14 protein-coding genes and 1 tRNA gene are annotated in these 15,170 nt (G+C 50.5%); 3 read left to right on the top strand and 12 right to left on the bottom strand.

What is annotated here, in order from left to right:
* Positions 1-13 precede the first annotated feature (13 nt).
* On the bottom strand, positions 14-1,045 hold the full coding sequence (locus BN3279_RS00945) for a sugar-binding transcriptional regulator (protein ID WP_059048818.1): 1,032 nt from the start codon (positions 1,043-1,045) through the stop codon (positions 14-16).
* A 308-nt stretch (positions 1,046-1,353) separates the two neighbouring features.
* On the opposite strand from BN3279_RS00945, the gene BN3279_RS00940 reads away from it, so the two are divergent.
* The 3 genes from BN3279_RS00940 (at position 1,354) to ade (ending at position 4,295) form a co-directional block, all read left to right on the top strand.
* A tRNA-Arg gene (locus BN3279_RS00940) sits at positions 1,354-1,428 on the top strand.
* Between the two features lie 347 nt (positions 1,429-1,775).
* Complete coding sequence (gene clpP, locus BN3279_RS00935; RefSeq protein ID WP_059048817.1) at positions 1,776-2,375, top strand: ATP-dependent Clp endopeptidase proteolytic subunit ClpP; 600 nt, start codon at positions 1,776-1,778, stop codon at positions 2,373-2,375.
* Positions 2,376-2,492: 117 nt separating this feature from the next.
* Positions 2,493-4,295 (top strand): adenine deaminase, encoded by a 1,803-nt coding sequence (gene ade, locus BN3279_RS00930; protein ID WP_059048816.1) that lies wholly within the window; start codon positions 2,493-2,495, stop codon positions 4,293-4,295.
* A 76-nt stretch (positions 4,296-4,371) separates the two neighbouring features.
* Here ade and BN3279_RS00925 read toward each other — a convergent pair whose 3' ends face one another.
* From BN3279_RS00925 to BN3279_RS00875, 11 genes are all read right to left on the bottom strand, one after another.
* On the bottom strand, positions 4,372-5,379 hold the full coding sequence (locus BN3279_RS00925; protein WP_059048815.1) for a LacI family DNA-binding transcriptional regulator: 1,008 nt from the start codon (positions 5,377-5,379) through the stop codon (positions 4,372-4,374).
* Between the two features lie 21 nt (positions 5,380-5,400).
* Positions 5,401-6,810, bottom strand: coding sequence for a glucuronate isomerase (gene uxaC, locus BN3279_RS00920; RefSeq protein ID WP_059048814.1), 1,410 nt, complete (start codon positions 6,808-6,810; stop codon positions 5,401-5,403).
* 193 nt (positions 6,811-7,003) lie between these two features.
* Positions 7,004-7,795 (bottom strand): DUF3298 and DUF4163 domain-containing protein, encoded by a 792-nt coding sequence (locus BN3279_RS00915; protein ID WP_059048813.1) that lies wholly within the window; start codon positions 7,793-7,795, stop codon positions 7,004-7,006.
* A gap of 158 nt (positions 7,796-7,953) precedes the next feature.
* Positions 7,954-8,991, bottom strand: a complete 1,038-nt coding sequence (locus BN3279_RS00910) for an ABC transporter substrate-binding protein (RefSeq protein WP_187377712.1) — start codon at positions 8,989-8,991, stop codon at positions 7,954-7,956.
* A 49-nt stretch (positions 8,992-9,040) separates the two neighbouring features.
* Positions 9,041-9,847: an ABC transporter permease gene (locus tag BN3279_RS00905; RefSeq protein ID WP_059048811.1), complete on the bottom strand. Its 807-nt coding sequence runs from the start codon at positions 9,845-9,847 to the stop codon at positions 9,041-9,043.
* Complete coding sequence (locus BN3279_RS00900) at positions 9,844-10,695, bottom strand: ABC transporter permease (RefSeq protein ID WP_059048810.1); 852 nt, start codon at positions 10,693-10,695, stop codon at positions 9,844-9,846. Before BN3279_RS00900 ends, BN3279_RS00905 begins: the two co-directional genes overlap by 4 nt.
* Positions 10,692-11,666 carry an ABC transporter ATP-binding protein gene (locus tag BN3279_RS00895; protein ID WP_059048809.1) on the bottom strand — a complete coding sequence of 325 codons (975 nt, stop codon included), beginning with the start codon at positions 11,664-11,666 and terminating at the stop codon, positions 10,692-10,694. The genes BN3279_RS00900 and BN3279_RS00895 overlap by 4 nt, the downstream gene beginning before the upstream one ends.
* Positions 11,667-11,986: 320 nt before the next feature.
* Positions 11,987-12,742 (bottom strand): SIMPL domain-containing protein, encoded by a 756-nt coding sequence (locus tag BN3279_RS00890; RefSeq protein WP_059048808.1) that lies wholly within the window; start codon positions 12,740-12,742, stop codon positions 11,987-11,989.
* Between the two features lie 144 nt (positions 12,743-12,886).
* Entirely contained in the window at positions 12,887-13,156 is a 270-nt protein-coding gene (locus BN3279_RS00885) for an HPr family phosphocarrier protein (RefSeq protein ID WP_018751856.1), read from the bottom strand.
* A gap of 107 nt (positions 13,157-13,263) precedes the next feature.
* The gene (gene whiA, locus BN3279_RS00880; protein WP_059048807.1) at positions 13,264-14,193 is read right to left on the bottom strand and encodes a DNA-binding protein WhiA; all 930 of its coding nucleotides are present in this window, start codon (positions 14,191-14,193) and stop codon (positions 13,264-13,266) included.
* A gap of 5 nt (positions 14,194-14,198) precedes the next feature.
* Positions 14,199-15,143 carry a gluconeogenesis factor YvcK family protein gene (locus BN3279_RS00875; RefSeq protein ID WP_059048846.1) on the bottom strand — a complete coding sequence of 315 codons (945 nt, stop codon included), beginning with the start codon at positions 15,141-15,143 and terminating at the stop codon, positions 14,199-14,201.
* Between the last annotated feature and the right edge of the window lie 27 nt (positions 15,144-15,170).

Here is a 15,170-nt window from a genome sequence, read left to right as displayed (position 1 = left end):
CTTGCCCGGAATCCTATTCCAGTCTGCTGACGATTTCCTCTGCTGCTGCTTCATCAGTCACCAGAATATCCTCATGCCCAAAGCGCAGCACCGAATGGATTGCTCTTGCCTTCGTCTTGCCGCCAGCGATACCAATCACCGTCTCCGTCTTCCGAATATCCTCCAGACGAAGGCCGAGGGTCAGCATCTTATGCACGACAATGCCATCTTCATTAAAATAGTAGCCAAACGATTCAGCCAAAGCGCCTTCATTCCGGATGTCTTCAACCACGGTCTGCTCCAGCTTGCGCCGCCGAGCCATCTCCATGGCATCGCCGATACCGTGCACCACAATTCGCGCCTGGCGGATCATGTTGACAATATCCTGAATGTTCGGATCATGCACCAAGGATTCATAGGCTTCTTTGCCCAGCAAATCGGGAACGTGCAGCAGACGATAACCTGCCCCTACCCGCTTCGCCATACCGGAAGCAATCGTGTTCGCTTGAATCTCCAGGCTTTCGCCAAGTCCGCCGCGAGCCGGTACGAACCAGCTCTGCTTCATGGTGACACCCTGAGACGGATTCAGTTGATCCGCGACTTCCGCCAGCGTAGTACCGCCAGTGACCGCCACCACATCATTTCCGCACATAGCTCCAAGAAGTGCCTTGGCACCCGCCCGGCCCAACTCCCGCTTGACCATTGGCGAGGTTTCGCAGTCTCCGGGTACGATCACGACTTTGCGTAAACCATAATGCTGACGAATCTTCTCTTCCAAATTGGAAAGGCCAAACAGCTCATTCACAATCGGCTCCAGGCCCTCCAGCAGTTTCCGACCCGCGTCGCTGATTCTCATGCCAATATTCTCGATCTCAATCAGGCCTTGGGCCTTGAGGAGATCCGTTTCGGCACGCAACACACGCTCGGTCATGTCCAGTGAAGTTGCCAGCGTTCTACGGCCAATGACGTCGGATAACATGATCTGGTGAAGTATGGTGTACCTTTTCTTGAGAACGTCCATGAGATCAGGAAGAAGCTGCTTTTGAATATCTAATACATTTCGCATGCTTTCCACTCCTGCAAGCTTCGTCTTCTCTCTCCATCTCCTGGTCTTAAAATGTCCCGGGTTAACTTTTTAAGTCCCACCAATATTCTAACTAATTTTCAGCTCTGTTGCAAGCATGACTGTCCGTATAATTGGCATAATTCGGGGCTCTTATACCTTCATATTTAAAGAAGCGGCGAAACAGCGGCGTTTTAAGGAGATTTTGTCGAATTTAAATTTCTGTGGAGATGAGGCGGGCGTTATTTAATGCTAGCAATTGCTTGCAATTATCTTCTACATAACATATAATCATTTTTGTTCGCTAATTTGCGCCCGTGGTCCAATGGATATGACGTAGGCCTCCGGAGCCTGAGATCGAGGTTCGATTCCTCGCGGGCGCGCCATTATTTTTTCACATAGCTCAATAATCATTAACCCAAACAAGCCTCGGGGAACCCGCAGTGCTTTTTTTATTTTTTGAGTTTGACTTTCTTTGACTTTCTCAAGCAAATTAGTTATGATGAGGTTAATCTTTTTCGTTTCCGTCTATTCTGATAGTGCGTGTTCAAAAAGTCGGGTTTTTAGAAGACAACTTTTTGAACAACCTCTGATATAGATGAGTGGCGAGATTTGAATCATTACATTCCACAAGAGAGGTTACCTGCGGACCGCCGCCGGACCTTCCCGAAGCGGAAGTGTTCCTCCGGATTAAGCCCTAAGTAGCCGCTCCAAATTCAAGGAGGTTTTATTGGTGAGTTATATTCCTATGGTCGTTGAACAAAGCAACCGCGGGGAGCGCGCATATGACATTTATTCCAGACTGCTCAAGGATCGGATCATCTTTCTGGGCTCCCAAGTGAATGATGTCGTCGCCAACTCCATCATCGCGCAGATGTTGTTTCTGGATGCGGAAGATCCCACGAAGGACATCTCTCTTTACATTAATAGCCCGGGCGGTTCCATTACAGCGGGCATGGCGATTTACGATACAATGCAGTTCATCAAGTCCGATGTATCCACGATTTGCGTAGGTATGGCTGCTTCGATGGGTGCCTTTCTGCTCAATGCCGGTGCTCCTGGCAAACGTTATGCGTTGCCAAACAGTGAGATCATGATCCATCAACCGCTCGGCGGTGCGGAAGGTCAAGCAACGGACATTGAAATTCGTGCTCGTCGCATCCTCAAAATGCGTGACAAGTTGAATCAAATCCTGTCAGAACGGACTGGCCAACCGCTGGAACGTATTGAGAAGGATACCGACCGCGACTACTTCATGAGTGCGGCTGAAGCGAAAGAATATGGCCTGGTTGACAAGGTCATCGAGAAAATCAATCCTGCGGCGAACGCTTAATCTAAGCTGCTATAAGGCTGCCCGAACAGAAAAACTGTTCTCGGGGCAGCCTTTTCTTGCTAGAATGAGGGAATAGATAATAAGACAGATGCCAAATGCAAGGGAGCGAACCGAAAGATGAACAGACAAGCGGAGAGAAAGAAACTACACGAGGTTAGCCAGGTGCTGGCAGATGTCGCCAAAGGGCAAGTAAAGGCTGACCTGGTGGTCAAGAACGGGACTCTAGTGAACGTTTATACGGGGGAACTACTGCCCCATACGGATATCGCTATTGCTGCGGGGCGAATTGCTTACGTGGGTGACGCCGCACATACGATTGGCGAGAAGACGAGAATCATTGAGGCTGAGGGGCGTTACATCTCCCCAGGATTGCTGGACGGCCATATGCACGTAGAGAGTACGATGCTGTCGGTAACAGAATTTGCCAAGGCTGCTCTTGCCAAGGGGACCACCGGCATTTTCATGGACCCTCATGAGATTGCCAATGTCTTTGGCCGCGAAGGTGTGCGCTGGATGCATGAGGAAGGACAAGGCTTGCCACTGAAAGTATACACTACCTTCCCTTCCTGCGTGCCGGCGACAGATCATCTGGAGGATGCAGGTGCCGCCCTTGGCGTCGAGGACATCGCTGACGGCATGACCTGGCCTGGCGTGGAGGGGCTTGGTGAAGTCATGAATTTCCCCGGTGTCGTTAATGGCGATCCGAAGATGCTCGGCGAGATTCGGGCAACGATGGAGGCGGGCAAGACGGTCACCGGGCATTTTCCCAGTGATGACGAAGCCCTGCTTCAAGCTTACATCGCTTCCGGCGTAACCTCCTGCCACGAGACGATTACACGTGAGCAAGGCTTGACCAAGCTTCGGCTTGGCATGCATCTGATGATTCGGGAAGGCTCAGCCTGGCAAGATGTCAAGGAAGTCATTAAGGTCGTGACCGAGGATCACGTGAACCCGGCCCAAATCCTCCTTGTTACCGACGATGTCTACCCGCAAACCTTGATCGAACAAGGCCACATTAACCACGTTGTACGCCGTGCGATTGAAGAGGGCGTCGATCCGGTGACAGCCATTCAGATGAGTACCATCAACACGGCTCGCCACTTCAAGGTGGATGGGGATGTCGGGGGCCTTGCGCCCGGCAAGTTCGCCGACCTGCTATTGATCAACGATCTGACCCGGATGGAGCCTTCCACCGTCATTACAGATGGAGAAGTCATATTTGATAGCGGAGGTCTTTGCTTCGAATTCCCGGTCTATCAATATCCGCCGGAGGCTCGCCAGTCGGTTCATCTGACACGGACGTTAACCGCCGAGGATTTCCTTTATCATAGCCAGGGCAGCGGTAAAAGTGAGACTACCATTCACGTCATCGACGTCATTGAGAACAGTGCTCGTACGCAAAAAGGAACGGCTAACGTGCAGGTGGATAGCACTGGCGTGTTGCGTCCTGCCCCCGAGCAGGACATCATTACGCTCGCCTGTATCGACCGCCATCGTGGCTCCGACGATCTGTCATTGGCCTTCGCTCGTGGCTTCGGCTTGAAGCGGGGGGCCGTGGCGTCCACGGTTGCTCATGACAGCCACAATCTGCTGGTCATGGGCGCCAGCCCCGAGGATATGGCCTTCGCCGCGAGCGAACTTGCCAAGCTGGGCGGCGGTATGATCGCTGTCCTGGATGGCCAGGTACTTGCCGCCGTCCCGATGGTCATTGCCGGGCTGATGTCGGACCAACCGCTGGAGAAGGTTGTAGCTCAGGTGAAGCAACTGGAGGAAGCCTGGAGAACGCTCGGCTGTGAGCTGAACGCACCGTTCATGACCTTCTCCCTGATTGCCTTGCCTGTCATTCCCGAGCTTCGTATCACCAATCGCGGCTTGGCCGACGTGAACACCTTCCAGCTCATACCGGTAGAGGTAGTTTAAACTCAGCATCAAACAACAAACTCCAATCCTAGGAAGAGCGCTCTTCCTCCAGGATTGGAGTTTGTTGTAGTTCTGTTCATACCAGCAATCGTACCGACTCCCGGGGAATGAACTGAGTGTCCATCAGCACCCGCTCACCCGTTCCTGTCCCTTGCTCAATCCATTCAAGCACTTTGCGCGCGCCCATGAGAGATAGCTGCTCAATCGGCCGCTTCACCGTTGTTAATGGAGGCGTCGTGTAGGAGGCAAAGCCGATATCGTCGAAGCCCACGACTGAAATATCCGCAGGAATACGCACACCAGCTTCGGCTGCTGCCTTCATCGCACCAATAGCCATATCGTCATTACTGCAAAATACAGCCGAAGGACGTTCCTTAAGGGAGAGTAGTTGCCGCATCGCCTCATATCCACTTTCCACGTCATAGCGGCCTTCCACGATATACTGCTCACTTGCCGCAAGCCCCGCTGCACGCATCGCTTGCTGATAACCTTCATTCCGCTCGGCGGTGGATTTATATCCCGAAATCCCTTTAATCAGAGCAATCCGCGTATGACCACCAGCAATAAGATAACGGGTTAGCTCCTCCGCCCCTTCCCGATCATTTGAAGCCAGATTCACAATCCCTGGATCTTGCCTGCCCATGTCACGATTAAGCACGACCAAGGGAATTTCTTGCTCCCGCACATGCCCGATGAACGCATCATCACGTTCGCTTTGGCTCATCAACAGAATGCCGTCAAAAGCACGACGATGAATCGGAGCATAGTCCTCATAATCATCGATACCACGAACAAACAAATTGTACTGAACGCCAATGCCTTGGTTCACGCCACGCAGGGCCTCCGCCAAGAAGCTGGAGGAAGTTCCCTGGGCCATACTTGTGAAGAATAGACCAATCGTGTGGGAGCGTTGCAGCACCAGACTCTTGGCATTAACATTTGGAACATAGTTAAGCTGCTCGGCAATTTCCTTAATTTTGCGCCTAGTCTCCTCCTTGATGAGCGGACTGTTATTGAGCGCCCGGGAGACCGTCATATGTGAGACATTCGCCAGTTTAGCGATGTCCTTAATCGTTGCGGACATAAGAAGCGTCCTTCCTCTCTTCTATTCAGGGAACGCAAAATAGCGCTCGGCGTTATCATAACATATATCCGTAACAATCTGGCCGAGCAGCTCGTAATCCTCCGGCGCCTCTCCCCGGTCCACCCAGTCACCCAGCACATCACACAGGATACGCCGGAAATACTCATGACGGGGATAGGACAGGAAGCTCCGGGAGTCGGTCAGCATTCCGACAAATTGAGACAGCACGCCAAGATTAGCCAAGGTCTTCATCTGCTCGATCATGCCTTCCTTGGTGTCATTGAACCACCACGCGGTACCCAATTGGATTTTTCCCGGAATACCACCGCCCTGAAAGCTACCCATGATGCTCGCCAGCACAGCATAATCATTAGCATTTAGTGAGTACAATATCGTCTTGGGCAATTCCCCGGCTTTCTGAATCCCGTCCAGAAGCCCAGCCAGCGCATCCGCTACTTGGCCATCGTTAATGGCATCATAGCCGGTATCGGGTCCAAGCTGCTTGAACATCGCCGCATTCACATTCCGTAGAGCATGGATGTGCAACTGCATCGCCCAGCCGCGTGCAGCGTACGCCTGTCCCAGAAAGCGCATCGTATACGATTTGTATTTTTTCTCCTCCAGCGGCGTTACCTTGCCTTTGCTCAGCACCTTGGCGAAGATCGCATCCGCTTCCTTCCGGGTCGTCTCCCGATACTCAATTGTATCAAGCGCATGATCCGACACCCTGCCTCCCGCCTCGTGGAAAAAGTCGATTCTTGCTTCGAGTGCCTCCAGCAGGGCCCCATAACTCTTGATCGACTTGCCCGTCACCGCTTCAAGCTTGCCCAGCCACGGCTTGAAGGTCGCCCGGTTAATCTCCAGAAATTTATCGGGGCGGAAGCTAGGGAGCACCTTGGCCGTAAAACCCTCCAGCTCCTTGATCTTAAAATGATATTCCAGCGAATCTGCCGGATCATCCGTCGTGCAAACTACCGTTACCTTCGACTTGGTAATCAAATCCCTGGCTCCAAAGCCTTCCCCTTGCAGCTTGGCATTTGCTTTCTCCCAAATCGCAGGAGCCGTCTGCTCATTCAGCAGCTCCCGAATATCGAAGAAACGCTGCAACTCCAAGTGCGTCCAATGATACAGCGGATTGCCTATCAGCTTCGGCATGACAGAAGCCCAGGCCAGAAATTTGTCGTAATCCTCCGCATCCCCGGTAATCAACGACTCATCCACACCACATGCCCGCATCACGCGCCACTTATAGTGGTCTCCACCCAGCCAAGCTTCCGTCAGGTTGCGGAAAGTCTTGTTCTCATAAATCTCCTCCGGACTTAGATGACAGTGGTAATCGATGATGGGCAATTCCTTGGCATATTGATGGTAGAGTACCTCAGCCGCTTCACTATTCAGCAGAAAATTTTTCCCCAGAAACTTCTTCGCCATTTCCCCTGCTCCCTTCGATCTGATCTTCAAATTTTTATCAAACTGATTATGTTCACGTTAACATTACGATAGCTGATATTTATTGTAAACGTTTTACTGCAAAATGCAAGGAGGTTTATCGCCTTTACCTTTACCCCATAAAAAAAGCTGCCCCACATGACAGAATGCCATGCAGAACAGCTTAGCTAATTGTTTAGCGTGTCTTGAAGTTGAAAGGATCGGTCCCCGGCGGCAGCAGCTTGGAGAACGGGAAATAATATTCGGGGAACCCATAGACGTAAGGCAGATAATCATACAGTTGGAAAAATATTGTCACGCCCTGATCCTTAACGTAATAGGAGGGATTGGGGCCCACTGTCTTGAAATTGCCAAAGTAGCCTTCCGTTTGCTGGAGCTGCTTGGCTATCTCCGGATCAACGATGCTGCGATAATTAGGGTTTGCCCGCAGCAGTTCATCGAGCGTAAGTAGCTTGCCGTCACTCAGCCGGAAGGTCAAGCCCTCGCGGTACGTCATGCCGTGGGCACCCCCCGTGAAGGAGTACGTGTCCTGATACAAACTGAGTACCCCGTTGCCATTATAGGTTACCTTGTAAGTACCGACATACTCGTAAGGATTGCCACTTGGTGTGCTGGGCTGGCTCGCCTTGGCTTCCTTGAGCGAATTGGCCGCGAAGGTCTCGGCTTTCTTCTTTAGCAAACTGTTGATTTGCTTCTGCACCGCCCGATTCTTCAATCCGCTAATCTGCGGATAATCGACTTTAATCGACGCTTCAGGAATTTTTTTCTCAATCGTATGATTGATGATGCGGACACTGGCTTGCTGAGGTGCGGCTGTAGGAAGGGCTTCTTCCGTACGTGCTCCTGTATGCAGGCTTGTAGGCATTCCTGAATCTGTTGCCCTTGCCTCGGCAGGCATTAATCCAGCACCGGCTAATAGCAGCACCGTAGTTATAAACAAAGCCATCCCTTTAACGCTTAGTTTCATCTGTCATCGCCACCCTTTTGTTAGTGAATATTTAAATTATGGCCTTGCCGGCAGCTTTTCATGTACATCCTCGGAATACAAAAAAAAGCGCCGCAGTCCCCCTAGTCAGGGAGACCACGACACTCTCATATTCCATTCGCATTCATAACCGCGATTCGTTATTCCCGGCCGCTCTTCAGTTCTGTCCAAAGGCGGTCATAAAGTTGCAGCTTATCAGCCACATCCCCAAGCCACTCCGTACGGGACAGTTCCTCCTCAGACAGGTTAATCATTTTATCGTTCAGGTATTCTTCACTATGGAACTCGGCTGCCTTCGTATTCGGGTCGCTATAGCCGATGGATTCATAGTTCTTGGCGCTGATCTCCGGAGTCATCATAAAGTTGATGAATTTCTCGGCCAGTGCTTTATTCTTGGCATCCTTCGGAATAGCATAGTTATCCGACCAGATGGTCCCGCCTTCCTTCGGCACGACATAAGCCACATCCGGATTATCCTGAGCAATAAAGGAGGCATCCCCCGACCAAACAGTAGCAATCCAACCTTCCTCCTGGATCATCTTCTGCTTGATGTTATCCGTATCGAAGGCAAGCACGCTAGGCAAAAGGCTCTTCAAATCAGCTACAGCCGCGTTGATCTGTCCTTCGTCTGTTGAACTGTTGGATTGACCATTCTTCTTCAGCGCCATCCCGATCACTTCACGGTTATCGTCCAGCAAGATGACTTTGCCCTTATATTCAGGGTTCCACAAGTCTTCCCAGCTATCAATTTCGTCTTTGACGTATTTGGTGTTATAAGCAATCCCGGTGACCCCTGACATATAAACAATGGAGTATTTGTTCCCCGGGTCGTAGGACGGATCCTTATAGGCATCCGATAAACCCTCAAAATTCGGAATATTGTTCATATCCAACGGTGCCAGCAAATCCTGCTTGATCATCGTAGCCACCATATAATCGGACGGCTGGATCAAATCATATCCGCCCCCCCCCGCCTTGATTTTGGCCAGCAAATCCTCATTGTTGGCGAATACGTCATAGTTAATCTTTACATCAAACTCTTGCTCGAACTGCTCCAGCACTTCCTCGTCAAAGTTATCGGCCCAGCTATAAATATTGAGTGTTTCCTTCGACGATCCACATCCCGCTAACAGCCCGGTTACCATCATTGCCGCCAGCACCAGGCCAGCCCATTTCATTTTTTTCAATTCTCGATCTCCCTTCTTGTCTAGCTTTTACTAGCAGAGCTTAAAATGGCAGCATGGACTTTTTCTTCTGCCCCTTGCCACGATTCAACATAAATTGCGCCAGGAAAATTAAAGTCACGGTCACTACGATCAAAATCGTACACAACGCGTTAATTTCCGGGGAAATACCCCGTTTGACCTGCCCGTAAATGTAAATGGGCAACGTCGTCGAGTTCGGCCCACTGACAAAAAAACTGACCATAAAGTCGTCCAGCGACAATGTAAATGCGATCAACGCACCGGATATAATCCCTGGCGAAATTTGCGGAAGAGTCACATGGCGGAAGGTTTGCCAGGCGCTGGCCCCCAAATCTTGAGCCGCTTCCTCCAACTGTCCACCCATTCCCGATAATCGAGTCGTTACGACAACATAAACGTAAGACAAGCTAAAAGTAATATGAGCGATAATGATCGTTATCTTGCCCAGCGGCATGTTGATTTGATTAAACAAGACCAGCAAACTTAATCCCATAATAATGTCCGGAATAATAATAGGCAGATACAGTAGTCCACCCATTCCGGTCTTGAAACGTCTTCCCAGCTTACGCATGGCCAGAGCAGCCAACGTACCCAATACTGTCGAGACGATGGTTGAGACGGCAGCCACAATCAAACTATTGGTAAGTGCCTCCATGACATGTCGATTCTGAAATAGGGAAATGTACCAATCAAATGTAAAACCGCTCCAGTCCGCGGCCAGCCTAGAACTGTTAAATGAATACGCCACAATAAATCCGATGGGCACATAGATAAAGATCATTAACAACAGGGAATGAATGCCTAGTATCGGGTGATTCTTCGTCTTCATGAGCGCACCTCCCGCGACGATTGATATCGTGAGGTCATCGCCCGATTAAAGAGCAGGATCATAATCAGCGACGTGATGACGAAGATGACCGACAATGCCGAGCCGAACGGCCAGTTACGGGCACCCAGGAACTGGCTTTGAATGATGTTGCTGATCATCGCGGATTTTGCGCCCCCAAGAATGTCGGTGACAACAAACATCCCGGTTGTAGAGACATACACCAGCACGGAACCGGTCATAATCCCCGACTTGGTCTGCGGCAAAGTGATATACCAGAACGATCTCCAGCGGGTCGCCCCAAGATCGGAAGCCGCCTCCAGCAATTTCTTATCCATTTGCTCCAAAGCGACATAAATCGGCAGCACCATAAATGGGATAAAGGTATACACCATTCCCAGCAGCACCGCTCCCTTGGTATACAGCATTTGCAGAGGTTCATGAATCAAACCGGTTCCTAGTAGCAATTCATTCACAACGCCTTGCGTTCGCAATAATAGCACCCAGGCGTAGGTCCGAATCAAAAAATTAATCCAGAAAGGTACGGTAATGAGGACAAGGCCCCAGGTTTGCATTCTCGGACCGGCGTTCGCAATATAGTAGGCTAACGGATAGCTTAGCAGCAGGCACAATGCCGTCGTAAGCACCGACAACACGATCGTATCCCAATATATACCCAAATACAGCGGGTCAACAAACAGCTTGTACGACTCCAGATTAAAGCCAGGCACCACATTGCCAAGCTCATCCCGACCCATAAAGGATATGCCGACCACGATTAGCATAGGGACGACCAGAAACAGGCAAAGCCACAAGAGGACCGGCAATGTACTCAAGCTTGATCTTCTCATGAGCCGATAACCACCTCGTCTTCCGACTTCCAGTTCACCCCAACCGCTTCTCCAACTTGCCACGACCGCTCATCTTCTCCGCCAAGCACGACCGATACGCGCATGGGTTCATTATCAAGCTGAACAACCAGCTTGTGAACACCACCAAGGTATAGCACATCCAGCACTTCCCCACTGCGCTTGGCTCCGCTGATCGCCTCACCACTAATCGCTTGTAGCTTCTCCGGCCGAACGGCAAATAACTCGCCATCACGCGAAAACACATTGTTCTCTCCCACGAAGGTCGCAGAGAATAGGGTTGCCGGCTGGGCGTAGATCTCTTTCGGTGTACCGATTTGCTCTACACGGCCGCTATTCATGACCACGATGCGATCGGACATCATCATCGCTTCCTCCTGGTCATGCGTCACGTAGACAAACGTGATCCCCAAGCTACGCTGCAACTGCTTCAGCTCGGCTTGCAGACTTTTGCGAAGCTGCAAATCCAGAGCGCCCAGCGGCTCGTCCAGCAAGAGCACCCGCGGCTTGTTGGCAATAGCCCGCGCGATAGCAACCCGTTGCTGTTGTCCACCGGATAATTGATGCGGGTAACGTTTGGTTAGCGCGGTTAATTGCGTCATCTCAACCGCTTCCTGCACGCGCTCCCGCTGCTGCTGTGCTGGCATCTTTTTCATTTTCAGCCCAAAGGCAACATTTTCTTCCACGGTCATATGCGGAAACAAAGCATAATGTTGAAAGACAAGGTTCAAATCCCGGCGATTCGGCGGCAGATTCGTCAGGTCTTGTCCATCCAGCAGGATTTTCCCTCCGGTTGGCTGTTCAAACCCGGCGATCATACGTAGAATCGTCGTTTTGCCGCAGCCGCTTGGGCCCAGCAAGGTAAGGAATTCACCTTCCTTAATTGTGAGCGATAGCGGATGCAAGGCGACCTGTCCGGCAAAGCGTTTCTCTACAGCGGCCAGTTCAATCATCTTGACATCAACTCCTGATATTAATTCTTACCTCTATTTAAGAAAAAAAAGCCATATCCATTGGTATGGCTTTAACCTCTCAAACAATTCATTTTTTCGCATATTCACTATACCTTGTTTTCCTGCGGGTTACAACACTTTTTATATCCAATTTATTTAGGTCTCGCCTTTATATTCCCCTTATGCTTACACCGTTAAACAGAGCATGAATCTGTAATCGAGCCCGCTGTAAATTTGTAAAATAAATTAACCTTTGCCGCGTCTAGATACAGACGGGCAAAGGCTAATGGATGTCTCGAAGTCAGGACTTGATGTAAAATTTATTTCAACTCATAAATCACGGTCAGTGTCGTTTGCAAGTCAATTTCTCCAGGCTCAATGGCCGTGCTTTGATCTGCCACCTTCGCGGCACTGTTTAGCATCTCATAGCTCTCTCTATACATCGGTGTGGCCATGCTGCCTTGACTCACACTTAAGACGATCCCAATTTGACGCCCGGTTGCTTTGGCAATGGCCTGCGCTTTTTTACCCGCATCGTCCACAGCCTTCTGAATCACTTGCTCTTGATATTGATCCGGGTTTTCTGTACTGAAGCTAATGTTATCGATTCGGTTGGCACCAGCGGCTGCGGCTGCATCAAGCAATTGGCCGACCTTCTCCAGGTCCCGGTAGGTTACCTTGAGTGTATGTTGGGCCGAATAGCCTTTAATTTGTTGCCCTTCCTGATCATTGTAGCTGTAATTGGGTTGCACGTAAAATTGTCCGGTTTGAATGTCCTTGTCGGCAATACCCCAAGTGTCCTTCAACAGCTTCGTCAATGCTGCAATCTTGGTTGCATTAGCGGCTTGTGCTTCCTTCGCCGTCTTCGCTTCCGTAGCCGCTCCTATTGATAAATAAGCGATGTCCGGCTTCACAGACAGCTTTCCGCTTCCTTCAACCGTGACAATATTGCGCGCTGACGCTTCAGCAGCATTCACCGTCTTCGGCGAATTCAGTCCTCCAGCCAGAAAGGTACCTCCAACCACCATTGCTCCCGCAATTGCCAACGCTGCAGCAGGCTTCATCCAAGTTTTCATGATGCATGACCTCCATCTTCATATTTGATATTGCTACATTTACCTACTAGACGTGGTCGGTGGACAAATGTTGCAGCACACGCAAAAAAAGGATGGACCCGTTATTGAAACGGATGCATCCCCTGGTTTTCCCACGTCAGAAAATTACTGGTTCTCCAACTCTTCCTTGCTAACCAAACTGATTAAAGCGCTTGCCGCTTGCTCGGCATCCGCACCTTCTGCACTGATGTAGATCTCGGTACCTGTGCTAATTGCAAGACTCATAATACCCATAATGCTCTTGGCATTGACTTTTTTATCGTCCTTCTCAACGAAAACTTCGGAAGAATATTTATTCGCTTCCTGTACGAAAAGCGCAGCCGGTCTAGCGTGGAGCCCCGTCTTCAAACGAACGGTAACCGGGTGTTTGACCATGAAAACTTACCCCCTATACGAATTCAATCAACATAATCACATTCGTGGACATATAATTTATATCATTATAGCATACAGAACAGGCAACACACTAGCGCAAAAGCGGTTTAGCTACCGCGAATTTTTTCGGCAAGCTCGTCAATCTTGCGCAGACGGTGGTTTACCCCCGATTTGCTGACTGTTCCCTTTAACAGTTCGCCCACTTCCTTCAGGTTGATGTCAGGGTGAGCTAGCCGGACCTCCGCAACCTCACGTAACTTATCGGGCAGATTTTCCAGGCCTACTTCCCTTTGCAGCAGCTTGATATTATCGATCTGCCGTACCGCGGCCCCGATCGTCTTGTTCAGGTTGGCCGTTTCACAATTCACGATCCGGTTAACGGAATTACGCATGTCGCGCATAATCCGCACGTCCTCAAACTTGAACAACGCCTGATGCGCCCCGATAATACTCAGCAGCTCAATAATTTTCTCGCCCTCTTTAATATAGAAAATAAACCCTTTCTTCCGCTCGATACAACGTGCATTCAAGTGAAACTCGTTAGCGAGATCCACCAGTGCCTTGCAGTGTTCTTCGTACATCGACGCAATCTCCAGATGGTACGAGGCCCCCTCCGGGTTATTGACCGAACCTCCAGCCATGAAGGCCCCTCGCAGGTATGCCCGTTTACAACAGTTTTTCCGGGTAAGCTCCGGATTAATCCCGGTGGTAAAAATAAACCCTTCGGAAACGATACTCAGCTCCCGAAGAATCTCCTGCACCCGCCCTGGAATCCGCACAATGTAGACATTGTTCTTCTTTAGACGCATCTTCTTGCGAACCAGCAGCTCCGTATGAATCTGGAAATGCTTCTTCAACAAGGAATAAATTCGCCTTGCGATCGCGGCGTTTTCCGTAGAGATATCCAAAATCACCTTTTTGTTCGAAACCTGTACCGAGCCGTTCATACGAATCAACGCGGATAATTCAGCCTGCTCGCAGCAAGCCGAGGCTTCGACCATGGTCAGTTCTTTTTTGGTTTGCGCCGCAAATGACAAGGGACTCACCTCTTTCGTAAAATCCAGTTTTCTACCAATTGGTAGATGTGATGACTCAATTTATCTGCATCATGTCTTAAATATCGACGGAACAATACCAGAGTATCCGCAATCACCTTATAGCCTTGCCCGGTGACGTTGTCCCAATCCACCTGTACCGGCTTGGCGCCCTTCTCGGCGTAAAAGTCTTGAACCTGGGCAGGGATTTCCCCGTCGTTCACGATTACATAATCGAATAAGTGCTGTCCCACATGGTCATAGACCGCTTGCAGATGATCGCTGACCGTATAATTGTCCGTTTCGCCGGGCTGGGTCATGACATTGCAGATAAAAATTTTAATTGCCGACGTGTTCTCCAGAACCGCTTCGGCCAGCTTGGGCACCAGCAGGTTGGGAATGATACTCGTATATAGGCTGCCGGGGCCAATCAGAATCGCATCGGCTTCGCGGATGGCCTGCACGGCCTCTGGCAACGGCTCCACAATCTCCGGCTCCAGAAATACTCGCTTAATTCTGCCTCGCGCTTCGGGAATCTTGGATTCCCCGGTGACGCAGGTACCGTCTTCCATCTCCGCATGCAACACAACCGCCTGCCCGGCAGCAGGCAACACGCGCCCGCGAACCGCAAACACGCGGCTTAACTCCCTAACAGCGGTCACAAAATCACCGGAAATATCGGTAATTGCCGCCAGAATCAGGTTGCCCAGACTATGCCCGGCTAATCCCGAACCCGTTGCAAAACGGTAGTTCAACATATCTGAAAGCAAGGGCTCGACATCAGCCAATGCCGTTAACACGTTCCTAATATCGCCGGGAGGCGGCATTTGTAGTTCATTGCGCAAGATCCCGGAGCTGCCTCCATCGTCGGCTACAGTTACAATAGCCGTGATATCGAGCGGTTTCTCTTTCAATCCGCGGAGCATGACAGACAGCCCGGTTCCTCCGCCCATCACGACGATCCGCGGAATTCTTGGTTC

The sequence above is a fragment of the Paenibacillus senegalimassiliensis genome, from assembly GCF_001486585.1.
In the GTDB taxonomy this organism is placed as follows: Bacteria; Bacillota; Bacilli; order Paenibacillales; family Paenibacillaceae; genus Fontibacillus; species Fontibacillus senegalimassiliensis.
This window is presented reverse-complemented; position numbering and strand designations above follow the sequence as displayed.

Bases quoted from the DNA above. Each gene is read 5' to 3' on its own strand.
- uxaC (WP_059048814.1), bottom strand. From the start codon at position 6,810: ATGGCGAAGAAGTTTCTGGGGAAAAATTTTCTGCTGAATAGTGAAGCG.
- BN3279_RS00910 (WP_187377712.1), bottom strand. From the start codon at position 8,991: ATGAAATGGGCTGGCCTGGTGCTGGCGGCAATGATGGTAACCGGGCTG.
- BN3279_RS00875 (WP_059048846.1), bottom strand. From the start codon at position 15,143: ATGGGCGGAGGAACCGGGCTGTCTGTCATGCTCCGCGGATTGAAAGAG.
- BN3279_RS00885 (WP_018751856.1), bottom strand. From the start codon at position 13,156: ATGGTCAAACACCCGGTTACCGTTCGTTTGAAGACGGGGCTCCACGCT.
- ade (WP_059048816.1), top strand. From the start codon at position 2,493: ATGAACAGACAAGCGGAGAGAAAGAAACTACACGAGGTTAGCCAGGTG.
- BN3279_RS00945 (WP_059048818.1), bottom strand. From the start codon at position 1,045: ATGCGAAATGTATTAGATATTCAAAAGCAGCTTCTTCCTGATCTCATG.
- BN3279_RS00905 (WP_059048811.1), bottom strand. From the start codon at position 9,847: ATGAAGACGAAGAATCACCCGATACTAGGCATTCATTCCCTGTTGTTA.
- BN3279_RS00890 (WP_059048808.1), bottom strand. From the start codon at position 12,742: ATGAAAACTTGGATGAAGCCTGCTGCAGCGTTGGCAATTGCGGGAGCA.
- BN3279_RS00925 (WP_059048815.1), bottom strand. From the start codon at position 5,379: ATGTCCGCAACGATTAAGGACATCGCTAAACTGGCGAATGTCTCACAT.
- BN3279_RS00895 (WP_059048809.1), bottom strand. From the start codon at position 11,666: ATGATTGAACTGGCCGCTGTAGAGAAACGCTTTGCCGGACAGGTCGCC.
- BN3279_RS00915 (WP_059048813.1), bottom strand. From the start codon at position 7,795: ATGAAACTAAGCGTTAAAGGGATGGCTTTGTTTATAACTACGGTGCTG.
- BN3279_RS00900 (WP_059048810.1), bottom strand. From the start codon at position 10,695: ATGAGAAGATCAAGCTTGAGTACATTGCCGGTCCTCTTGTGGCTTTGC.